Consider the following 20954-nt stretch of genomic DNA (forward strand, 5'->3'; position numbering starts at 1 on the left):
CATCGTTCCGGCTTATAATCGCCGCCCTTTTGATTATTTTTTTATCATTTTCCCCGGAAGCAATATGAGCGCAATATCCCTGATCCAACCGGATCGTGACCTTTTCTCCTGGCCGCAGTACTGGGCCGCCTGCTTTGGCCCTGCGCCGTTTCTGCCGATGTCGCGAGAAGAGATGGACCAACTTGGCTGGGATAGCTGCGACATCATCCTCGTGACCGGCGATGCTTATGTCGATCACCCGAGCTTCGGGATGGCGATTTGTGGCCGTATGCTGGAAGCACAGGGTTTCCGCGTGGGGATTATTTCCCAGCCGGAGTGGAACAATAAAGATGACTTTATGCGTCTGGGCAAACCGAACCTGTTCTTTGGCGTAACCGCTGGCAACATGGACTCGATGATTAACCGTTATACCGCAGACCGCAAGCTGCGTCATGACGATGCCTACACGGCGGGTAACGTGGCGGGCAAACGCCCGGACCGCGCCACGCTGGTCTACACCCAGCGCTGCAAAGAGGCTTGGAAAGATGTGCCGGTGATCCTTGGCGGCATCGAAGCCAGCCTGCGCCGTACCGCGCATTACGATTACTGGTCTGATACCGTGCGCCGCTCGGTGCTGGTCGATTCTAAAGCCGACATGCTGATGTTCGGCAACGGCGAACGTCCGCTGGTGGAAGTGGCGCACCGTCTGGCTGCTGGTGAGCCTATCGGACATATCCGCGACGTGCGTAATACCGCCATCATGGTGAAAGAAGCGCTGCCGGGCTGGAGCGGGGTGGATTCCACCCGTCTGGATACGCCGGGCAAAATCGACCCGATCCCGCATCCGTATGGTGAAGACCTGCCGTGCGCGGATAACAAAACCGTTGCGCCGCCGAAGCAAGAAGCCAAACGCGTCACCGTACAGCCGCCGCGTCCTAAGCCGTGGGAAAAAACCTACGTGCTGCTCCCGTCCTTTGAGAAAGTCAAAGGCGACAAAATTCTCTATGCCCACGCCTCGCGTATTCTGCACCATGAAACCAACCCTGGCTGCGCCCGCGCGCTGATGCAAAAACACGGTGAGCGCTACATTTGGGTTAACCCACCGGCTATTCCGCTGTCTACCGAAGAGATGGATAGCGTGTTTGCGCTGCCGTACAAACGTATTCCGCACCCGGCCTACGGCGATGCGCGCATCCCGGCCTACGAGATGATCCGCTTCTCGATTAACATTATGCGCGGCTGCTTTGGCGGCTGTTCATTCTGCTCCATTACCGAGCACGAAGGGCGCATTATTCAGAGCCGTTCTGAAGATTCGATCATTAATGAAATCGAAGCTATTCGCGACACGGTTCCCGGTTTTACCGGTATTATCTCCGATCTTGGCGGCCCGACGGCCAACATGTATATGCTGCGCTGTAAGTCACCGCGCGCGGAGCAGACCTGTCGCCGCCTGTCCTGTGTGTATCCGGATATCTGTCCGCATATGGACACCAACCATGAGCCGACAATCAATCTTTATCGCCGCGCTCGTGACCTTAAGGGCATCAAAAAGATCCTTATCGCTTCCGGCGTGCGTTATGACATCGCCGTTGAAGACCCGCGTTATATCAAAGAGCTGGCGACCCACCACGTTGGCGGCTATCTGAAGATTGCTCCGGAACACACTGAAGAAGGGCCGCTGTCGAAGATGATGAAGCCGGGTATGGGTAGCTACGACCGCTTTAAAGAGCTGTTTGATACCTATTCGAAGCAGGCCGGCAAAGAGCAGTATCTGATTCCGTACTTTATCTCTGCACACCCTGGTACGCGTGATGAAGATATGGTGAACTTGGCGCTGTGGCTGAAGCAGCATCGTTTTCGTCTGGATCAGGTGCAGAACTTCTATCCGTCGCCGTTGGCAAACTCCACCACCATGTATTACACCGGCAAGAACCCGCTGGGCAAGATTGGCTATAAGAGTGAAGACGTGGTGGTACCGAAGGGTGACAAACAGCGTCGTCTGCATAAGGCCCTGCTGCGCTACCACGATCCTGCTAACTGGCCGCTGATCCGCCAGGCGCTGGAAACCATGGGTAAAAAGCACCTGATTGGCAGTCGTCGTGATTGTCTGGTTCCGGCACCGACGCTGGATGAAATGCGTGAAGCGCGCCGCCAGAACCGCAACACCCGTCCGGCGCTGACCAAGCATACGCCAATTGTGCATCAGCGTTCGAATGGCGGGGCGACGGCGAAGAAACCAGCCAAACGCGGTAAGGTCGTCAGTCGTTAATTCTGTATTATGCCCGGTATGATTTGCTTACCGGGCCTGATGGTCCTGGAGTACGGACGGCTTTGCTAAACAGCAAAGCCAATTCTGTGTTTACGCTTTTCTGATTCTGGCCGCCAGCGCCGCCAGCTTCTCATCGTCCGCTCGTTCATGATCATGTGAAGAGAGATAGCCTTCATACTGGTCAAAAAACTTCGCCAGGCGGGATTCGATCGGCTGCCAGTGGGCCATATCGCCGGTGCCGTGCATCGGGCTGAGCTTACTGTGGACATGATCCACGCCGAAGCCTTCAAAAAACATTCCGCTACGGCTCACGTCATCGAAGGTCTTATCCAGAAGCTTTGCCACTTTCTGGGTTGCCAGTACTAAATCGGCCAGTGCCTGCGGCGGCATATCAAAAGCGTAGCTGGGGTAATGCTTCTTCGGGATCACGACCGTAAAACCGTCGGTATTAGGGAAAATAGAGAGAAAGGCGAGGTGGTGTTCATCTTCCCACACCTTATGGCACGGGGCCTTACCTTCGACAATTTGGCAGAAAATACAGCTCATGGTTGGACTCCTGGTTTATTTGGTTTTTATTGAGGTGCTGTCAGCCATCATTGTTTATTCCGGCGAATAGCCTCTCGCATCCGCTGAAGTAAACTGCCGTGTTCTGACGAAATAAAATCATCAATAACCCATTGGTCGTGGTAAAGGTGGAGAAGAAAGTCCTGCACTTTTCCTGGACCTTTGGTGAACGACAAATGGGCGCGTATTCGGGCGGTGTCGCCTTTGTTTTCTATCGCCGTGATGCTGTCGATTTTTTTGAATTGAGTGATTTCACAATCACATATTGGCTCGGCTTCAAGCAAAGCGAGATAGTCATCATCGGCAAAAGAGAAACGGGTCAGTTGATATTCCGTTACGGTTTGCCTGAATTCTGCCGAAACTACGCCGGTCCACGACCATGTTGATTCTCCCATGCGGGAAAGCAGTTCATGGATAAATTCCTGGGGCTGTTTTTTTTGTAGCGATTTTAGTACGGCAAGGGTTTTTAGATTATTACCCTCCAGCCCCTGATAGAGGCTACCGGATTCGTTAATCACATCATCAATCAGCCAGCGCTTGTTTTCTGCTATCAGTTTTAGCTTCAGCGTGACTATCTCTTCGCTTTCCTGAAATGGGCGAAAGCGCACGACAGCATCGGCGTGGGTCGCATCTGACTGGCCAATGGTGACATCTTCCAGCACCAGGTTTTCGTAATCCTGACAGTCGCAGACAGGATCGGCATTCAACCAGCCGCTGTCGCCGGGAAGAGTAAAACGATTATCCAGTGCGAGAGCCTGTTTCATCCGCGCAGAGATAATCGATTTGTCGCTTAAATCGTCGAAAATGATGGGATTAGAGCCGTTGCTGTAGCGTTGATAAATTTGCCTGACGGTCTCTTCCGGTGTCTCTTCAGCGAATGCCTCAGGACTGCATAAACACCACAGTACGCTGAACAATAGCCATTTGGGGTGGAATTTCACGTTAATGTTCCTGAGGTAAAAGGCTATCAGAGAGGTTAACAATGGCGCTGGAGATGGGGAATGAATAATTTCTGAAAAGCCCGGAAGAAACCGGGCTTGAGGGAAGGATTAACCGCCGAACTGATCCGGGTCTGGACCCAGACGTTTATTCTGATCCAGTTTGGTGATTTCACTTAATTCATCTTTGTCGAGACGGAAGTCCCAGACGTTAAAGTTCTCGGCGATGCGCGATGGTGTCACGGATTTCGGGATCACTACCAGGCCACTATCCAGGTGCCAGCGAATAACGATTTGTGCCGGTGTCTTGCCGTATTTATCCGCCAGTTGATGGATGATTTTCTGATTGAATACGCCTTCGCCCCCCTGGGCCAGTGGGCTCCAGGACTCGGTCTGGATTTTATGCGTGGCGTTCCAGGCGTGAAGCTGGCGCTGTTGCAACAAAGGGTGAAGTTCAATCTGGTTAATTACCGGGGCGACGCCAGTTTCATCAATTAGCTTTTGTAGATGATGAATCTGGAAATTACAGACGCCGATGCTTTTCGCCAGCCCCTGCTGCTGAAGCTCAATTAAGCTTTTCCAGGCGTCCACGTAATGGTTGGTTGCCGGAACCGGCCAGTGAATTAAATATAAATCGACGTAGTCGAGCTGGAGTTTTTTAAGACTTTCCTGGAGCGCTTCATGGGGCTGTTTTTGATCGTCATTCCATAACTTTGTGGTGACAAACAGCTCATCACGGGCGACGCCTGCGCTGCTCAGCGCATTACCGACGCCGGTTTCATTCTGGTACACGGCGGCGGTGTCAAACGAGCGATAACCGACTTCCAGCGCCTTGTGAATGGCGGAGACGACTTCCTCGTTGCCTGCTTTCCACACGCCGAGCCCCAGCTGGGGCATCAGGTTGCCGTCGTGTAGTTTTATAACGGTTGGATGTGTCATGCCTTCCTCCTGTTAATGAACTCGGCGGAATAAATTCCGCCGAGGGGTAGCATTAAGTCTGGACGAAATAGCTAAAAACGGTAGTTAAACTCCTCTCCTTTGCGTGAGTTTACGCGTCAGAGAGGATGTTTATTAGCGTGCGGCCTCGTAAATACGGCGGCTGACGTCCAGAGTAATATCCTGGTTTTCACCCAGTTGAGTCATACCGTGCTCTTCGAGTTTCGCCAGCAGCGCCGGGATAGAACTGCCATCCAGACCGTAGGCAGAAAGGCGAGTCGGAACGCCCATTTGTTCGAAGAAATCACGCGTCGCAGCAATAGCGGCATCGATACGCTGGTCTTCTGAACCTTCGGTGATGTTCCAGACGCGCGAGGCGTACTGCAGCAGTTTGGCGCGTTTAGCGTCGCGTTTTTCATTCCACAGGGCGGGCAGGACGATAGCCAGCGTCTGTGCATGATCAAGCCCGTGCATTGCGGTCAGTTCATGGCCCAGCATATGGGTTGCCCAGTCCTGCGGCACACCTGCGCCAATCAGGCCGTTCAGCGCCTGGGTTGCGGCCCACATAATATTGGCGCGAACGTCGTAGTTTTCCGGCTCTTTCAGTGCTTTCGGGCCATCTTCCACCAGCGTCAGCAGAATGCCTTCGGCGAAACGGTCCTGAATTTTGCCATCAACCGGGTAAGTCACGTACTGCTCAACGGTATGGACAAATGCGTCAACCACGCCGTTAGCAACCTGGCGCGGCGGCAGAGTGTAGGTGTAAACCGGGTCAAGGATGGCGAATACCGGCTGAACGTGAGAAGACATAAACGCGCGTTTGTCACCAGTGGTTTTACGTGAAATCACCGCGCCTTTATTGGATTCGGAACCGGTCGCTGGCAGCGTCAGCACAGAGCCCATCGGGATGGCGCTGGCAACTTTGCTACCGTAGGTTTCGAGGATTTCCCACGGATCGATACTGGTATCATAGTGCGCCGCCGCGGCGATGAATTTGGTACCGTCGAGAACGGAACCGCCGCCGACCGCCAGCAGGAAAGTGATCTTTTCATCACGTGCGATTTTCACCGCGTTCATCAGCGTTTCGTAGGATGGGTTTGGCTCGATGCCGCCAAATTCCAGGACGTCAATGCCGCTTAGCGCGCTCAGAACCTGATCAAGCACGCCGGTTTTCTTCACGCTACCGCCGCCGTAGGTGACAAGCACGCGTGCATCCGCCGGGATTTGATCGCGCAGGTTTTCAATCGCGCCTTTGCCGAACAGAATGCGGGTTGGGGTATGTAGGTCGAAATTATTCATGGCTGGTGCCCTCAAATAGATAAATCCGCCAACAGAGACAATACCTCTGCCAGATGACGAACATTGTGGTCCTGTCGCCCGTTTCCCTCAATGCACATTCCTGCCGTTGTCTTGCCCATTTCTCTTAAGGGCTGGAGAAATCCCCAAAAAACACTCACAATGCTGAGGTAAAAAAACGTTCGGAGAAGCACGATAAATGAAGCGCGCCGAGATATGCCAGCTATTAACAAATAAAGTTAATCAGCTGAAAGATAAAGAAGAAATACTCACTAGTCTGCTGCCGGATATTCGCCTGTTGTATGGCACGCAGCCGGGTACCCGTACGCCGGTCATGTACCAGCCGGGGATCGTTTTTCTCTTTTCCGGGCATAAAATTGGCTACATCAACGAGCGGACCTTTCGCTATGACACCAATGAATATCTGCTGCTGACGGTGCCGCTGCCGTTCGAGTGCGAAACCTTCGCCACTCCGGAAGTGCCGCTGGCGGGGATTAGGCTAAATGTCGATATTCTTCAGTTGCAAGAACTGCTGATGGATATTGGTGAAGATGAGCAGTTTCAGCCATCAATGGCATCAAGTGGGATCAACTCGGCGGTGCTGTCCGAAGAGATTTTGTGCGCGGCGGAACGCCTGCTGGATGTGATGGAGCGTCCACTGGACGCGCGTATTCTTGGCAAGCAGATTGTCCGCGAAATCCTCTATCACGTCTTGATCGGGCCGTGCGGCGGGGCGCTGCTGGCGCTGGTGAGTCGGCAGACCCATTTCAGCCTGATTAGCCGCGTGTTGAAGCATATTGAAAGTCAGTACACCGAGAACCTGAGCGTTGATCAGCTGGCGGCGGAAGCCAATATGAGCGTCTCAGCATTCCACCATAACTTTAAATCGGTCACCAGCACCTCCCCGCTGCAATACCTGAAAACCTATCGTCTGCACAAAGCGCGCATGCTAATGATCCACGACGGCATGAAGGCCAGCGCGGCGGCGATGCGGGTAGGATATGAAAGCGCGTCGCAGTTTAGCCGTGAGTTTAAGCGTTACTTCGGTATTACGCCGGGGGAAGATGCGGCGCGAATCAGGACGATTCAGGGGATGTAATGAGGGGCTACAGGGCGGCAAAAAGGCCGCCCTGAATTGGGCATCAGGCGCTGCAGTATTTCTTTTTGATAACCACGATAACCGTTCCGAGCAGACCGGCAATCAGCAGCACAATAGGCAGGATCATCAGGCAGGTCATCACCTGATCTTCATGACGCTTAACGAAAGGAATCATGCTCAGCGCGTAGCCCAGACCGGTAACCACGCCAACCCACAGCAGCGCGCTCAGCCAGTTAAAGAACTGGAAGCGGCGGCTTGGTAGCCCGGAAATCCCCGCCATGGTGGGCAGCAGAGTCCGTACGAATGCTAGGAAACGACCAGCCAGCAGCGCCAGCAGACCGTGTTTATCAAACATGCAGGTTGCCCGCTGATGATATTTATCCGGCAGATGCCCGAGCCAGCGTTTAACCGTTACGGTATTACCCAGCCAGCGACCCTGAATATAGCTCAGCCAGCAGCCAAGGCTGGCTGCCGTTGTCAAAATGGCAAGAGTCGGCACAAAGCCCATCACGCCTTTGGCAATCAGCGCCCCGGCGAGCAGCAGCAGGCTATCGCCCGGTAAAAAAGAGGCGGGTAGCAGGCCGTTTTCTAAAAATAGGGTTGCGAACATGACCAGATATACAACGCCCACAACGTGGGGGTTTGCCAATGCGGCAAAATCATGTTGCCACAGCGCGGCGACAATTTCTTGAATGACAACCATGGACTTTCCTAAGTGGTACCGTATTTTTTGACTAGTGTACTCCTGAAGAGGCCCGAGCACCTTGATCCCGGGCGCAACTCAAGCGGCTGCTTCTCTTAAAAACGTCCGCTAATGTTGCCACTCACTGTCACTCTACACGATACGCGCAAAGCCCGCCGCTAAATCATCCAGCAGATCGGTAACATTTTCTAACCCGATGTGAACGCGAATCAGGGTGCCGCTGAAATCGACTTCAGCATCCGGGCGGATCGCGGCGATTTGCTCCGGCTGGTTGGCTAAAATCAGTGATTCAAACCCGCCCCAGGAGTAGGCCATGCTGAACAAGCTGAAGTGATCCAGATAGGCGGAAAGCTCGGCGTCGGTCAGGCGTTTATTGAGCACAAAAGAGAACAGGCCGCTGCTGCCGGTGAAGTCGCGTTTCCAGAACTCATGCCCTTTGCTGCCGGGCAACGCCGGGTGATTGACGTGCGCCACCTGCGGGTGTTGCGCCAGCCATTCGGCGATGTGCAGGCTGCTTTCATGGTGCTGACGCAGGCGTACGCCTAAAGTGCGCAGGCCGCGGCTGGTCATATAGGCGGTATCGGCGTCCAGCATTTGCCCCATCAGGTAGGCATTTTCGCGCAGTTGCGCCCAACAGCGCTCATTGGATACCGCAGTGCCGACCATCCCGTCGGAATGGCCAATCAGGTATTTGGTTCCGGCCTGAATGGAAATATCGATGCCGAAATCCAGCGCTTTAAACAGTATGCCCGCCGCCCAGGTGTTGTCGATCATGATGATGGCTTCGGGGGAGACGCTGCGAACCGCCGCAACGATTGCCGGAACATCATGAACTTCCATGGTGATGGAGCCGGGGGATTCCAGAAATACCACTCGGGTGTTGGGCTGCACCAGGCGAGCGATATCGCTACCGATTAATGGGTCAAACCAACTGGTGCTTACGCCAAGTTTGGCGAGGATTTTAGTGCAAAAATCTTGGGTCGGTTCGTAGGCAGTATTGGTCATCAGAACATGGTCGCCCTGCTCGACAAAGGCCAGGATGCTATTGGCGACCGCCGCTGCGCCGCAGGGGAAAAGGGCGCAGCCTGCACCGCCCTCCAGCTCGCACATCGCTTCTTGCAGGGAAAAGTGGGTCAGGGTGCCGCGACGACCGTAAAACAGCTCGCCTTTGGCCCTGTTACGGGTGGCCTGTTTTTTGGCTTCGACGGTGTCGAAAACCAGCGATGACGCGCGCTGAATCACGCTGTTTACCGAGCCCTGAGTATACTTTTGACGGCGGCCAGCGTGGACCAGCGCAGTATCAAGATGTTTATCAGTCATGTTCAGATAACCTGTTTTTATACGTCTGGACGTCTAAACTAACATGAATACTTATTTGTGTACCGGGCATCGACGGATACAGGTAAAAATTTTCCTAAAGCCGGAGCCAGCAACTTTTTTACTGCGTAAGCGCAAGGAAAATAAACGTGATTTGCTGCACAGTGTAAATACTAATGAGAACCACTATCAATTCGATGTCGTTTTGATATTATTGTGCGCAGATTTTGTGATTTACGTCCTGGAGATACAGTGTGGGTAATAATTTGATGCAGGCGGATCTCTCCGTTTGGGGTATGTATCATCATGCCGATATTGTCGTTAAGGTAGTGATGATTGGCCTGATTCTGGCGTCGGTCGTCACATGGGCTATCTTTTTCGGCAAAGGCGCAGAGATCCTGGCCAGCAAACGCCGCCTCAAGCGCGAACAGCAGCAGGTTGCTGAAGCACGCTCTCTCGACCAGGCCAACGACATCGCTAGCGCTTTCCATGCGAAAAGCCTGACTTCACAGCTGCTCAATGAAGCGCAGAACGAGCTGGAGCTTTCCGCAGGCGTGGAAGATAACGAAGGCATTAAAGAACGTACCGGTTTCCGCCTTGAGCGTCGCGTGGCGCAGGTCGGTCGCTATATGGGTCGTGGTAATGGCTATCTGGCGACTATCGGTGCAATCTCCCCGTTTGTCGGCCTGTTTGGTACCGTCTGGGGCATCATGAACAGCTTTATCGGTATTGCCCAGACGCAAACCACTAACCTGGCGGTTGTTGCTCCAGGCATCGCGGAAGCGCTCCTGGCGACGGCGATAGGCCTCTTTGCCGCGATCCCGGCTGTTGTCATCTACAACATCTTCGCCCGTATGATTGCCAGCTACAAAGCTTCCCTTGGCGATGTTGCGGCCCAGGTATTGTTGCTGCAAAGCCGTGACCTCGACCTGAGCGCCAGCGGCGTTAAGTCGGTCCGTACCGCACAGAAATTACGCGTAGGTTGATGCTTTATGGCAATGCATTTTAACGAAAACCTCGATGATAACGGCGAAATGCATGACATCAACGTGACGCCGTTTATCGACGTCATGCTGGTGCTGCTGATCATCTTTATGGTGGCGGCTCCGCTCGCTACCGTAGACGTGAAGGTGAATCTCCCGGCGTCTTCCAGCCAGCCGCAGCCGCGCCCTGAAAAGCCTATTTATCTGTCGGTGAAAGCGGATAAAACCATGTTCCTCGGTAATGACCCGATCACTGAAGAGAGCATGATTACGTCGCTGGATGTTCTGACTGAAGGCAAGAAAGACACGACGGTCTTCTTCCGCGCGGATAAAACCGTGGATTACGAGACGATGATGAAAGTTATGGATACTTTGCATCAGGCGGGCTATCTGAAGATTGGTCTGGTGGGCGAAGAAACCGTAAAAGCAAAATAACCCCCTCTCCAGTGCATCTCCCCCAGGCTGGCCTTGTGCCAGCCTTTTTTACGCCCATCTGATAGTTGTTCTGTTGGTAAGCTGTTGCTATAACGTTGCTCTGTTGCGATATAATACCGTTCGTTTTTGCTAACTTACGGGATCTTATGGAACGCTTTCTGGAAAACGCTATGTATGCCTCGCGCTGGCTGCTGGCACCGGTTTATTTTGGCCTTTCGCTTGGGCTGATTGCGCTGACGATCAAATTTTTTCAGGAGATCTTCCACATACTGCCGCATATTTTCAGCGTCAGTGAGTCGGATATGATTCTGACCCTGCTGTCGCTGGTGGATATGACCCTGGTGGGCGGTCTGCTGGTGATGGTCATGTTCTCCGGTTATGAAAATTTTGTCTCGCAACTGGATATCAACGAGGGCAAAGAAAAGCTCAGTTGGCTGGGTAAAATGGATGCTACCTCACTGAAAAATAAGGTTGCTGCCTCCATTGTGGCTATCTCTTCCATTCACCTGCTGCGGGTGTTTATGGATGCAAAAAACGTCCCCGATAATAAGCTAATGTGGTACGTCATTATCCACCTGACGTTCGTGCTGTCGGCCTTTGTAATGGGCTATCTCGATCGTCTGACGAAAGTTAAACACTGAAGCTGATGGCATACCTGTTTTAGGCATTGTGCTTGTATTTCTGCCGGGTGGCGGCTTGCGCCTTACCCGGCCTACAAATCTAGTGTCCCTGTAGGCCCGCTCACTGGGCTCTTTTCTCCTGTTTCTACTCTTCTCCGCTGGCGCATACCCGAGCTTCTGCTTTGCTTAAAGGGCGCTTAATAACGGAGGAAGGATGATGACGCGACTGACGGCCAAAGATTTCCCACAGCAGTTGCTGGAGTACTATGACTACTATGCTCACGGCAAAATCAGCAAACGCGAGTTTCTGCAGATGGCGGGAAAATATGCCGTCGGCGGGATGACCGCGTTAGCGTTGTTTAATCTGCTGAAGCCTAACTATGCTCTGGCGGAGCAGGTGGCGTTTACCGACCCGGATATCCGTCCGGAATATATTCACTATCCCTCGCCCGATGGCCATGGCGAAGTACGGGCGTACATGGTGACGCCGACGAAAATCACTGACAAAGCGCCTGCCGTGGTGGTGGTGCATGAGAACCGAGGTCTGAATCCCTACATTGAAGACGTTACCCGACGGGTGGCGAAAGCGGGCTATATTGCGCTGGCGCCGGATGGTCTGAGCTCCGTCGGCGGCTATCCCGGCAATGATGATGAAGGACGGGAGTTACAGCAGAAGGTCGATCCGGTGAAGCTGATGAACGATTTTCTTGCAGCGGTTGCGTTTATGGAGAAGCATCCTCAGGCAACGGGAAAGGTTGGGATTACCGGTTTTTGCTACGGCGGCGGCGTCAGCAATGCGGCAGCGGTGGCGATCCCCGAGCTGGCCTGTGCGGTGCCGTTTTACGGTCGTCAGCCGCCGCTGAACGAAGTCGACAAAATTAAGGCCCCGCTGCTGCTGCACTATGCCGGACTGGATAGTGGCATCAATGAAGGCTGGCCCGCCTATGAAAAAGCGCTAAAGGAACACAATAAGGTCTATGAGGCTTATATTTATCAGGGCGTTAACCACGGTTTTCATAATGACTCCACGCCGCGCTACGATCGGGCTGCCGCCGAGCTGGCCTGGCAGCGCACGCTGGCATGGTTCGAGAAGTATCTGCGCTAGCGAAATTGGCTGAAATAGCACTACCACTCGCTCAAAAAATCGCTATATAATTTTTTATATAACGATTGGGGGGAGTTCGATGGAAAACCATTTTGGTAAAGGCCTAATGGCGGGGCTACAGGCGTCCCATGCTGACACCGCCACGCATGCGGCAAATTTTTGCTCCGACTATAAACGTGGGTTCGTGCTCGGCTATTCACACCGCATGTTTGAAAAAACCGGCGACCGCCAGCTTAGCGCCTGGGAAGCGGGGATTCTCACCCGTCGCTATGGACTGGACAGGGATATGGTGATGGACTTCTTCAAAGAGGGAAGTTCGTGCACGTCAATGCGCTATTTTATGGCGGGATATCGGCTGGAAAGCTAAAAACCGGAGGCTGAAGCCTCCGGTGGGTAAGTGCATTAGGCCTGGCGCTTATCTTCGGTTTGCGTCTCGAAATCGCTGGCGGCATGGCGCTCGTGGAGCTGCTCATTGAGCGGGCCGAAGGTACGGTTAACCATGCGTCCACGCTGCACGGCCGGACGGTCTCCGACCTCCTGCGCCCAGCGCAGCACGTTTTTATAGCTGCCTGCATCAAGGAATTCGGCGGCGTTGTAAACATTCCCCAACACCACGTTGCCGTACCACGGCCAGATAGCCATATCGGCAATGGTGTACTCTTCTCCTGCCACAAAACGACCGCGGGCAAGCTGCTTATCCAGCACGTCAAGCTGGCGCTTGGCTTCCATCGTAAAGCGATCGATCGCGTATTCGATTTTCACCGGGGCATAGTTGAAGAAGTGGCCAAAGCCGCCGCCGAGGAACGGAGCCGCACCCTGCAGCCAGAACAGCCAGTTAAGGGTTTCGGTGCGGCCTGCCGGATCTTTTGGCAGGAAGAAACCGAACTTCTCCGCTAGATAGAGCAGGATGCTGCCGGATTCAAAAATGCGCGTCGGCGGCGTGGTGGAGTGGTCGCTGAGCGCGGGGATTTTCGAGTTCGGGTTAACCTCGACAAAGCCGCTAGAGAACTGATCGCCTTCGCCGATGCGAATCAGCCAGGCGTCATACTCCGCGCCGCTAACGCCCAGCGCCAGCAGCTCTTCCAGCATAATGGTCACCTTCTGACCGTTGGGCGTCCCCAGCGAATAGAGCTGAAGCGGGTGTTCACCCACCGGCAGCTCCTGGTCATGGGTTGCGCCGGAGACGGGACGGTTGATATTGGCGAATGCGCCGCCGTTGTTTTGCTTCCATTCCCACACTTTTGGTGGTTGGTAGTTATTCTCTGACATGCTGGCCTGCCTTTTTCATGAGGTGTTGAAATAGTGTAGTTGGCGCTATAGCGCCGGAGCCGTACTAAGCCAGAATTCGCGCGGCCCACACGCTGATATCATCGCCGCTGCCGAGATCCGCCTGGACCAGGCCGTTAACCATAAAGGTCGGCGACACGTGAATGCCGTTCTGGCGGGCATATTTGCTATGCCATTTGATCTCGCTTTGCAGCTCAGGACGGGCAAAGGCCGCAGCCAGCGAGACGTGGCTATAGCGTTCGATTCGCTCAATAATCTGCTGCGGCGTGACGTTCATGTTTGGCCCGCTACAGTGGTCGGTAAACTCGAACTCCTCGCGGTGGTCAGCGACGGCTTTCAGCACCTTGTGCGCCTGCTCGCGACCGTGCGGCAGAGTGGATGCGGCGAGAATGCAGCGCACGATGACGCCGGAGAACAGATGCCACGGCTGAGACTGAAGACGAATTTTGATGGTGACGTTATCCGCGCCAACTTCATCCAGCAGGTCATCAAGCTTATTGAAGGCGCGCACCGAGTAAGGGCAGGTCGGTTCGAGGAACACCTCAAAGGTGCGTGGGCCATGCCCCCAGACCAGCGGTTGGGCAGTCAGATGCGAAGGTGTGCTCATTGTCGACTCCTGATTGTTTTTTTATCTCAAATAACGATATCACTTTTGCCTGGCGGCGCAGGCTTATTTTCCTTAAGGGCACGATTAGCGAATCGAATGAGTGGTATCATCATTTCACCTCTGTCTGGTAAGTGCCTGCGGCAGGATAAGAAGAGGGAGTTTTGTTTCGCCAACTGCCCGGGCTGCATTAATTTGAGGTCAGGCTAAATGAGCAAAGGTTCGACAAACAGTGACGCCCCGTTTGGTACACTTTTAGGCTACGCGCCGGGCGGCGTAGCGATTTATTCTTCGAATTACAGTAGCTTAAATCCACAAGATTATCCGGATGACGCCACGTTCCGCAGTTATATCGGTAATGAGTATATGGGGCACAAATGGCAGTGCGTAGAGTTTGCGCGCCGCTTTCTGTTCCTCACCTACGGCTTTGTGTTTACCGACGTCGGCATGGCCTACGAAATCTTCTCTCTGCGTTTTCTGCGCGAAGTGGTCAACGACAATATTCTACCGCTGCAGGCTTTCGCTAACGGTTCCCGCCGTCCGCCGATTGCTGGTTCTCTACTGATTTGGCAGAAGGGCGGCGAGTTTAAACACACCGGACACGTGGCGGTGATCACTCAGTTGGTCGGGAATAAAGTGCGGATCGCCGAGCAGAACGTGATTCACGCGCCGCTGCCGCAGGGCCAGCAGTGGACCCGCGAGCTGACGCTGGAAGTGAAAAACGGCATCTACACGATTAAAGACACCTTTGCCGATACCGAAATCCTTGGCTGGATGATCCAAACCGCTGATACCGAGCACAGCCTGCCGCAGCCGGTTCTGCCGGGTGACGCGATGGCTATCAAAGGCGCGCGGTTGCCGAATAAAGGCCAGTTCCGCGGCAACTGGCTCAACGAGAAAGATTCGCTGCAAAAAGCCTACGTTGAAGCCAACGGCCACGTTATCAATAAAGACCCTTACCAGTATTTCACCATTAGCGAAAGCGCCGAGCAGGAGCTTATCAAGGCGACCAACGAGCTGCATTTGATGTACCTGCACGCCACCGATAAGGTGATGAAGGATGACAGCCTGCTGGCGCTGTTCGATATTCCGAAAATCCTCTGGCCGCGCCTGCGCCTCTCGTGGCAACGCCGTCGGCATCATATGATTACCGGTCGTATGGATTTCTGTATGGATGAGCGCGGGCTGAAGGTTTATGAGTACAACGCCGACTCCGCGTCTTGCCATACCGAAGGTGGTTTGATCCTCGAACAGTGGCTGAAACAGGGTTACTACGGTACCGGACACAACCCGGCGGAAAACCTGCTGGATGAGCTGGCCGGGGCGTGGAAGCACAGCCGGGCGCGCCCTTTCGTGCATATCATGCAGGACAAGGATCTGGAGGAGAACTATCACGCGCAGTTTATCCAGCGTTCGCTGACTCAGGCCGGTTTCGACAGCAAAATCCTGTACGGCCTTGATGAGCTGCGCTGGGATGCTGCCGGGCAGCTTATTGACGCCGAAGGTCGGCTGGTCAACTGCGTCTGGAAAACCTGGGCATGGGAAACCGCCATTGAGCAGGTGCGTGAAGTCAGCGCCGACGAGTATGCCGCCGTGCCGATTCGCACCGGGCACCCCAATAATGAAGTGCGTCTGATTGACGTTCTGCTGCGTCCTGAAGTCTTAGTGTTTGAACCGCTGTGGACGGTCATCCCTGGTAACAAGGCGATTCTGCCGGTGCTGTGGTCGCTGTTCCCGAACCATCGTTACCTGCTGGATACCGATTTTGTGGTCAACGAGCAGCTAGCGGAAACTGGCTATGCGGTTAAGCCAATCTCAGGCCGCTGCGGTAACAACATTGACCTGATTGGCCCGCAGGACGAAGTGCTGGATAAAACCAGCGGTCAGTTTTTCGACCGCAAGAATATTTACCAACAGCTGTGGTGCCTGCCGAAGGTGGATGGAAAATACATCCAGGTTTGCACCTTTACCGTTGGCGGTAACTATGGCGGCACCTGCCTGCGCGGCGATGATTCGCTGGTGGTGAAAAAAGAGAGCGATATTGAGCCGTTAATCGTGCTAAAAGACAAAGATAGCCGTTAAGTTTACCCCGGGTTGCGGCGATTCTCGCCACCTGCGGCATTTGTAGCCCGGGCAAGGCGCATCGCGCCGCCCCCGGGTAAGTCCGCAGGGGCGGCAGAATTTCCCGGAGGCGATGTTGCGCATCTGTCCGGGCTACCAGGGTATGAACACTAAGCCCTCGGTAAACATAGCGCGGCCAGGGAATTATCGGTAAAAAAATAGATAAAACATCACAACAAGACAGAAAAGGAAAATAGTATGCACGATCGGCGACTCGCCGCCCGCGCGGGTGAGCTTAAGCCCTCCGCCGTCCGCGAACTTCTCAAGCACAGTAAACTGCCCGGTGTTATCTCTCTGGGCGGCGGCATTCCGGCCCCAGAGCTTTTCGATACCGAAGGCCTGAACCTGGCGGTGCAGCAGGTGATGAGCGGGCGCTTTAACGATGCGTTTCAGTACGGTTTGACCGAAGGTTATCCGCCATTGCGTCAAGCGGTGAGCGAACTGTGCCATGCGCGCGGCGTAGCCTGTCCGGCAAGCCATGTCTATATCACCTCCGGCTCACAGCAGTCGCTGGATATGGTGGCTCGTACGCTGCTCGATCCGGGCGATGCCATTGTCGTTGAGCGTCCAACCTATCTGGCGGCGCTGCAGGTATTCCAACTGGCGCAGGCCAATATTCTCAGCGTCGATACCGACGATGATGGCATGCTGGTTGAACAACTGGCTGACCTGCTGGAAACCACCCGCGTCAAAGCCGTTTACCTGGTGCCGACCTTCGGAAACCCCGGCGGGAAAACCCTGAGCGAAGCGCGCCGCCGCCGTGTGGTGGAACTGGCAAAGCAGCATGATTTCGTGATTATCGAAGACGATCCGTATGGTGAAATCAGCTTCACAGATGAAGTGTATCGTCCTCTGTATCAGTACGCGGTTGAGCTAGGCTGCGAAGATCAGGTGGTGTACACCTCCACGTTCTCCAAGATCCTCGCACCGGGAATGCGCATTGGCTGGATCGTGATGCCGGACTGGCTGGCGCAGCAGACGGTGATCGTCAAGCAAGCGGCGGATCTGCACACCAATATGCTGTCGCAGGTGATCACCACGGAATACCTGGGTATGAATCGTCTGGAAAATCAGATAGCCCTGATCCGCGAAGATTACCGCAAGAAGTGCGTGGCGCTGGCCGATGCGCTGGAATCCCGCCTTGGTGAGCATCTTGAGTTCAGCCGACCAAAAGGCGGTATGTTCCTGTGGGCCCGCTTCCGCTATCCGTTCGATACCATGGAATGGATGAAGAAAACGCTGGAAAACGGCGTGGTCTACGTGCCTGGTGAAGCGTTCTATAACGACAACCCGGATACCCGCACGCTGCGTCTGTCCTACTCTACGGTATCGGCAGACGGCCTGATGACCGCCGTTGAGCGTCTGGCTAAGTCACTGTAATCACCCAGCTTCGCGCCGCCTGGCGGCGCGGAGTTTCCTGCCTGATATTCCTCTTTTAAAGAACCGAGAGTAACTCAATGAATCGCGAAACATTACCCATAGTGTTGGTTCCTGGGTTTATGCTGGATGAAACCCTGTGGGATGATTTTGTGGCTGCTTTTCCACAGGAGCGAACTTTTATTCGCGCCGGACTTAATCACGGCGACAACATCAGTGCGATAGCGCGATACATCGTTGATGATCTACCCCCGCGTTTTATCCTCATTGGATTTTCGCTGGGTGGCTATGTCGCCCGCGCGATCGTCGAACAGTATCCGCAGGCGGTAGCCGGTCTGGTGCTGATAGCTACCTCGTTGCGTGAAGACAGCGCTGAACAGCAAAAAATAAAACAGGCAGCCATTGCAGCTGTGTCGGCATCATCGTCGTTTAATGGAATCAGTCCTTCGGCGATAGCTGGAACCCTGTATCCGCAGCGGGCAGGAGATAAAACGCTGGTAGCAAAAATCAGGGCGATGGGTGCGAGACTTGGTGCGGAAGCTTTTCGCCATCAGGCCAGCCTGGTTCGCGACCATCTCACCACGCAGCCCATTACCTGTCCAACGCTGGTCATTGCTGCCGCTCAGGATCCCTCTCGTTCGTTGGATGAATTACAGGAATTACAGGCGAGTATTACAGGCGCGGAGCTTCAGATAATCGATGATTGTGGTCATATGCTGCCGCTGGAACAGCCTGCACAACTGGCGAAAGCGGTCAGTGAGTGGATAGAAAAGTGGGATTAACGAAACTGTATTGAATCGCCCGCAACAGATGGCTGCGGGCAAGAGAAACTCAGAGGAGGGTGCTCTGGCGGCTTATCGCCAGCCCTGGTTGTTAATCCTGCTCAGCAATGCGATCGTCAAGCCAAATAAGCATCAATGAGGAGAGAAAAGCGACTGCAATGGTACTAATAACTAACAGCATAAGAAGAGCCTCAGGGGTTTTATTATTTTTGTACTTTTACCGATGAGTGATTATTTCTGTCCGTGATGGTGACTTTAGTATCTTGTTGGGAGGTGGCGAGGGTGAAAAAATCATCAGCGTCAATGTCGAAATTTAGAACGATTTCCTTATATTTCCCACAGTTAATTAACTCTTTTGCTTCTTTCATACTACAGGCTGTAATTGTCGGCATCAGTTTCATCTCGTTTAAAAACTGAGAAGCAAAATAAGAGCTTGTTGATACCAGATCAACTACTTTTTATGGTAATGGCAATCATAAGTTGGATTGATGATTGCGGCTGCCGATAGCCAATTGAAACATAATTTCTGTTTTACCTTTCCTGCCAGCGTTTCATTTTGCGGACGGCGTTCCAGCATGAGCCAATCTTCGGCGTCAAAAATTGACCCCTTTACAATTTTGTGGGGAATAGCAAGCCGCCAGCGATGACGGCCTGCTGTGGTTTTTTAAAAGGTGTAGGCCACGCTTAAATTGCCGCTATAGCCGTGGCTGTCGCCGCCGCTGGCGATTTCCGCCTGGCCGCCCAGGTTCAAGCTCAGCGCACCGCGCGTCACGCTAATGTTGGCACCTGCATTGAACATATCGCGGCTATTGAAGGCTGAGTCTTGTACGACCTCATATTGATAAACTTGTCCACGAGTGCGCACCGAGGGGCCGCTGAAGCTATGTTCATAGCCGACATTCACCGCCGGGGAAATCGTCCAGTTACCGCTGTTTTGCGGATTAAAGGCGAAATTAATATTGGCAACGCCGCTGGCATTATTTTCGCTAACGCGATCGACATTGAGCGCCAGTTCGCTGCCGTTCTCATGGAAGGCATCCATGCGCAGATGGGTTAATCGGGTGCCGACAGAATACTCGACGCTGGCGAAATCGAGCGGGCTCACGTAGCCGAGGCGTAGCGTACCGCCGAACAGTTGTCCGTGGGTATCGCCAGTGGCGGTACCCAGTCCGCCGCCCATCTTGCGGGTGCTGCTGTAGTCAATCCAACCGGCGTTAAGATCGGCTGCGGCAAAGAGACCGTGATTAAGATCCTCGAATGCATAGCGGCCACCGAAACCTAACAGCGTAGTATTAGCATCCGCGTCGGCGTTGGCGCTACCCAGTGAACCCCAGCTATATCCCAGCGTGCCGTAGCCGCTAAACTGCGAGTTCACCCTCTGGGTATAACCCAGCAGCGTACCGGTGGTGTGCTCATTGCTGCTGGCGGCGCGGGCGGAACCGTCGGTACCCAGATAACCGTTAAGCCCGGTTAGCCACAGTTTTCCTTCGCCATCGCGCAGCTGGCGGCTGTCGATATTCGGTGCCAGCGCACGATCCAGACGTGAGCCGCTACGCAGCAGATAACTCGCGGCATCCGCATGAATTTGTCCGCCAACCTGAGACTCCACTCCGCCAAGCGTTCCGGCATCAATAGCCGATTGCAGATAGTTGTTATAAGCGGTGTAACGGCCGGAAAGCTCACTGTTTTGTAACGCGTTAAGCAGCGCCGCGCCCTGTGCTGCATTCCCCCGTAGCCCGCTCTGCCCCGGAAGCTGGCCATAATGGACCATTTTTCCGCGCAGCACGTAGAGAGTCTCCTGCGATAGCCCCAGCCCTTGCTTCAGATAGTTATCGACGGAGCCGTACTCGCGGGTGATCTCATCCAGTCCTGCCTGCAGATAGCTGGCATCGACGCCAAGCAGCGGCTCGTAAATCGCCGCCATAGCTGGCGGCATCATCGCCAGGGTCGCCTCAATACGCTGACGAGTGTAATCGTTGGTGGCGAGGTAGTTTTCCATAATGGTCGTGTTGTCGACTCCGGCGATACTCAGCAGCATGGCGGCGGTCCAGCCGGTTCGGTCTTTGCCTGCGGTGCAGTGGAACAGGGCGGCACCGTCGGCGCTGGCCAGATCGTTAAACAGAGTGCTGAACTGCGCGCGCATCCCGGCATCGCTGACGAAGGAGACGTTGGTCTGCTGCATCATCGCTTTGGCTTCAGCGGCGCTGCTAAAAGTTATCGAGGTAATGTTACTGCCTGAAGCGGCGTTGCCGATGATATCAATGTTGGTATAGGTTGCCCCGTCGGGCATCACGTCCGGGCTGCTGGCGATTTCGCTGGTGGTACGTAAATCATAAACATCGCTGATGCCAAGCGTGCTGAGCGTTGCCTGGTCTGCGGTGGATAACGCCAGGGCATTAGAGCGATAAAATACCCCGGTGCGCATGGTGCCATCATGGCTGGTGGTATAAATCGAGGTAGTGCCAGCAATATCACGAAAATTATCCATGCTAGCGAGCGTGGGCGTATTTATTGGCGCAGCGTATAGCGCACCAGAGAC

The 20954-nt window shown here is 54.1% G+C and carries 21 protein-coding genes; 11 read left to right on the top strand and 10 right to left on the bottom strand.

Annotated features, from left to right (window positions below):
- Window positions 1-64: 64 nt before the first annotated feature.
- Window positions 65-2248, top strand: coding sequence for a YgiQ family radical SAM protein (locus ACMYSL_RS04210; RefSeq protein WP_304253638.1), 2184 nt, complete (start codon window positions 65-67; stop codon window positions 2246-2248).
- Between the two features lie 90 nt (window positions 2249-2338).
- On the opposite strand, the gene ACMYSL_RS04215 is transcribed toward ACMYSL_RS04210, so the two are convergent.
- The 4 genes from ACMYSL_RS04215 to yqhD all read right to left on the bottom strand — a co-directional run bounded on the left by ACMYSL_RS04215 (window position 2339) and on the right by yqhD (window position 5985).
- Window positions 2339-2794 (bottom strand): HIT family protein, encoded by a 456-nt coding sequence (locus ACMYSL_RS04215; protein ID WP_182234960.1) that lies wholly within the window; start codon window positions 2792-2794, stop codon window positions 2339-2341.
- A gap of 47 nt (window positions 2795-2841) precedes the next feature.
- Window positions 2842-3753: a DUF3828 domain-containing protein gene (locus ACMYSL_RS04220; RefSeq protein WP_434661474.1), complete on the bottom strand. Its 912-nt coding sequence runs from the start codon at window positions 3751-3753 to the stop codon at window positions 2842-2844.
- 108 nt (window positions 3754-3861) lie between these two features.
- Window positions 3862-4689 (bottom strand): 2,5-didehydrogluconate reductase DkgA, encoded by an 828-nt coding sequence (gene dkgA, locus ACMYSL_RS04225; RefSeq protein ID WP_304253633.1) that lies wholly within the window; start codon window positions 4687-4689, stop codon window positions 3862-3864.
- 132 nt (window positions 4690-4821) lie between these two features.
- Window positions 4822-5985, bottom strand: coding sequence for an alcohol dehydrogenase (gene yqhD / locus ACMYSL_RS04230; protein ID WP_182234957.1), 1164 nt, complete (start codon window positions 5983-5985; stop codon window positions 4822-4824).
- 196 nt (window positions 5986-6181) lie between these two features.
- Between yqhD and ACMYSL_RS04235 the strand changes: the two genes are divergently transcribed.
- Window positions 6182-7081 carry an AraC family transcriptional regulator gene (locus ACMYSL_RS04235; protein WP_182234956.1) on the top strand — a complete coding sequence of 300 codons (900 nt, stop codon included), beginning with the start codon at window positions 6182-6184 and terminating at the stop codon, window positions 7079-7081.
- Window positions 7082-7124: 43 nt separating this feature from the next.
- Here the strand turns inward: ACMYSL_RS04235 and yghB are convergent, their stop codons facing one another.
- Window positions 7125-7784: a DedA family general envelope maintenance protein YghB gene (yghB, locus tag ACMYSL_RS04240; protein ID WP_110273049.1), complete on the bottom strand. Its 660-nt coding sequence runs from the start codon at window positions 7782-7784 to the stop codon at window positions 7125-7127.
- A 132-nt stretch (window positions 7785-7916) separates the two neighbouring features.
- A complete protein-coding gene (gene metC / locus ACMYSL_RS04245; protein ID WP_434661478.1) occupies window positions 7917-9104 on the bottom strand; it encodes a cystathionine beta-lyase in 1188 nt (395 codons plus the stop codon).
- Between the two features lie 251 nt (window positions 9105-9355).
- Here metC and exbB point away from each other — a divergent pair, with 251 nt between their 5' ends.
- The 5 genes from exbB to ACMYSL_RS04270 all read left to right on the top strand — a co-directional run bounded on the left by exbB (window position 9356) and on the right by ACMYSL_RS04270 (window position 12611).
- The gene (exbB, locus tag ACMYSL_RS04250) at window positions 9356-10087 is read left to right on the top strand and encodes a tol-pal system-associated acyl-CoA thioesterase (RefSeq protein WP_304253626.1); all 732 of its coding nucleotides are present in this window, start codon (window positions 9356-9358) and stop codon (window positions 10085-10087) included.
- A 6-nt stretch (window positions 10088-10093) separates the two neighbouring features.
- On the top strand, window positions 10094-10519 hold the full coding sequence (gene exbD / locus ACMYSL_RS04255; RefSeq protein ID WP_112213736.1) for a TonB system transport protein ExbD: 426 nt from the start codon (window positions 10094-10096) through the stop codon (window positions 10517-10519).
- Between the two features lie 146 nt (window positions 10520-10665).
- Window positions 10666-11160 carry a TIGR00645 family protein gene (locus ACMYSL_RS04260; protein WP_004105804.1) on the top strand — a complete coding sequence of 165 codons (495 nt, stop codon included), beginning with the start codon at window positions 10666-10668 and terminating at the stop codon, window positions 11158-11160.
- 196 nt (window positions 11161-11356) lie between these two features.
- A complete protein-coding gene (yghX, locus tag ACMYSL_RS04265; protein ID WP_434663941.1) occupies window positions 11357-12244 on the top strand; it encodes a YghX family hydrolase in 888 nt (295 codons plus the stop codon).
- Window positions 12245-12323: 79 nt separating this feature from the next.
- Entirely contained in the window at window positions 12324-12611 is a 288-nt protein-coding gene (locus ACMYSL_RS04270) for a DUF2623 domain-containing protein (protein ID WP_110273054.1), read from the top strand.
- A 35-nt stretch (window positions 12612-12646) separates the two neighbouring features.
- Here ACMYSL_RS04270 and yghU read toward each other — a convergent pair whose 3' ends face one another.
- Both yghU and ACMYSL_RS04280 read right to left on the bottom strand, forming a co-directional pair.
- Entirely contained in the window at window positions 12647-13513 is an 867-nt protein-coding gene (yghU, locus tag ACMYSL_RS04275; protein ID WP_434661485.1) for a glutathione-dependent disulfide-bond oxidoreductase, read from the bottom strand.
- A 64-nt stretch (window positions 13514-13577) separates the two neighbouring features.
- The gene (locus ACMYSL_RS04280) at window positions 13578-14138 is read right to left on the bottom strand and encodes a DsbA family protein (RefSeq protein WP_434661487.1); all 561 of its coding nucleotides are present in this window, start codon (window positions 14136-14138) and stop codon (window positions 13578-13580) included.
- On the opposite strand from ACMYSL_RS04280, the gene ACMYSL_RS04285 reads away from it, so the two are divergent.
- The 4 genes from ACMYSL_RS04285 (at window position 14138) to ACMYSL_RS04300 (ending at window position 18415) form a co-directional block, all read left to right on the top strand.
- Window positions 14138-14269: a hypothetical protein gene (locus ACMYSL_RS04285; RefSeq protein ID WP_309146792.1), complete on the top strand. Its 132-nt coding sequence runs from the start codon at window positions 14138-14140 to the stop codon at window positions 14267-14269. The two genes, ACMYSL_RS04280 and ACMYSL_RS04285, sit on opposite strands and share 1 nt — an antisense overlap.
- 76 nt (window positions 14270-14345) lie before the next feature.
- Entirely contained in the window at window positions 14346-16217 is a 1872-nt protein-coding gene (gene gss, locus ACMYSL_RS04290) for a bifunctional glutathionylspermidine amidase/synthase (RefSeq protein ID WP_434661490.1), read from the top strand.
- Between the two features lie 237 nt (window positions 16218-16454).
- Window positions 16455-17636 carry a PLP-dependent aminotransferase family protein gene (locus ACMYSL_RS04295; protein ID WP_434661492.1) on the top strand — a complete coding sequence of 394 codons (1182 nt, stop codon included), beginning with the start codon at window positions 16455-16457 and terminating at the stop codon, window positions 17634-17636.
- A 77-nt stretch (window positions 17637-17713) separates the two neighbouring features.
- Complete coding sequence (locus ACMYSL_RS04300; protein WP_434661494.1) at window positions 17714-18415, top strand: alpha/beta fold hydrolase; 702 nt, start codon at window positions 17714-17716, stop codon at window positions 18413-18415.
- A 203-nt stretch (window positions 18416-18618) separates the two neighbouring features.
- Here ACMYSL_RS04300 and ACMYSL_RS04305 read toward each other — a convergent pair whose 3' ends face one another.
- Entirely contained in the window at window positions 18619-18807 is a 189-nt protein-coding gene (locus tag ACMYSL_RS04305) for a hypothetical protein (RefSeq protein WP_434661496.1), read from the bottom strand.
- A 272-nt stretch (window positions 18808-19079) separates the two neighbouring features.
- Complete coding sequence (locus tag ACMYSL_RS04310; protein WP_434661498.1) at window positions 19080-20903, bottom strand: tyrosine-protein phosphatase; 1824 nt, start codon at window positions 20901-20903, stop codon at window positions 19080-19082.
- Window positions 20904-20954 lie beyond the last annotated feature (51 nt).

The sequence above is a fragment of the Klebsiella sp. MISC125 genome, from assembly GCF_051131775.1.
In the GTDB taxonomy this organism is placed as follows: Bacteria; Pseudomonadota; Gammaproteobacteria; order Enterobacterales; family Enterobacteriaceae; genus Klebsiella.

What these genes read in the sequence shown, in the direction of transcription:
- ACMYSL_RS04210 (WP_304253638.1), top strand. Translation starts at nt 65, where the DNA reads ATGAGCGCAATATCCCTGATCCAACCGGATCGTGACCTTTTCTCCTGG.
- ACMYSL_RS04215 (WP_182234960.1), bottom strand. Translation starts at nt 2,794, where the DNA reads ATGAGCTGTATTTTCTGCCAAATTGTCGAAGGTAAGGCCCCGTGCCAT.
- dkgA (WP_304253633.1), bottom strand. Translation starts at nt 4,689, where the DNA reads ATGACACATCCAACCGTTATAAAACTACACGACGGCAACCTGATGCCC.
- yqhD (WP_182234957.1), bottom strand. Translation starts at nt 5,985, where the DNA reads ATGAATAATTTCGACCTACATACCCCAACCCGCATTCTGTTCGGCAAA.
- ACMYSL_RS04235 (WP_182234956.1), top strand. Translation starts at nt 6,182, where the DNA reads ATGAAGCGCGCCGAGATATGCCAGCTATTAACAAATAAAGTTAATCAG.
- yghB (WP_110273049.1), bottom strand. Translation starts at nt 7,784, where the DNA reads ATGGTTGTCATTCAAGAAATTGTCGCCGCGCTGTGGCAACATGATTTT.
- metC (WP_434661478.1), bottom strand. Translation starts at nt 9,104, where the DNA reads ATGACTGATAAACATCTTGATACTGCGCTGGTCCACGCTGGCCGCCGT.
- exbD (WP_112213736.1), top strand. Translation starts at nt 10,094, where the DNA reads ATGGCAATGCATTTTAACGAAAACCTCGATGATAACGGCGAAATGCAT.
- ACMYSL_RS04260 (WP_004105804.1), top strand. Translation starts at nt 10,666, where the DNA reads ATGGAACGCTTTCTGGAAAACGCTATGTATGCCTCGCGCTGGCTGCTG.
- yghX (WP_434663941.1), top strand. Translation starts at nt 11,357, where the DNA reads ATGACGCGACTGACGGCCAAAGATTTCCCACAGCAGTTGCTGGAGTAC.
- ACMYSL_RS04270 (WP_110273054.1), top strand. Translation starts at nt 12,324, where the DNA reads ATGGAAAACCATTTTGGTAAAGGCCTAATGGCGGGGCTACAGGCGTCC.
- yghU (WP_434661485.1), bottom strand. Translation starts at nt 13,513, where the DNA reads ATGTCAGAGAATAACTACCAACCACCAAAAGTGTGGGAATGGAAGCAA.
- ACMYSL_RS04280 (WP_434661487.1), bottom strand. Translation starts at nt 14,138, where the DNA reads ATGAGCACACCTTCGCATCTGACTGCCCAACCGCTGGTCTGGGGGCAT.
- gss (WP_434661490.1), top strand. Translation starts at nt 14,346, where the DNA reads ATGAGCAAAGGTTCGACAAACAGTGACGCCCCGTTTGGTACACTTTTA.
- ACMYSL_RS04295 (WP_434661492.1), top strand. Translation starts at nt 16,455, where the DNA reads ATGCACGATCGGCGACTCGCCGCCCGCGCGGGTGAGCTTAAGCCCTCC.
- ACMYSL_RS04300 (WP_434661494.1), top strand. Translation starts at nt 17,714, where the DNA reads ATGAATCGCGAAACATTACCCATAGTGTTGGTTCCTGGGTTTATGCTG.
- ACMYSL_RS04305 (WP_434661496.1), bottom strand. Translation starts at nt 18,807, where the DNA reads ATGCCGACAATTACAGCCTGTAGTATGAAAGAAGCAAAAGAGTTAATT.
- ACMYSL_RS04310 (WP_434661498.1), bottom strand. Translation starts at nt 20,903, where the DNA reads ATGGATAATTTTCGTGATATTGCTGGCACTACCTCGATTTATACCACC.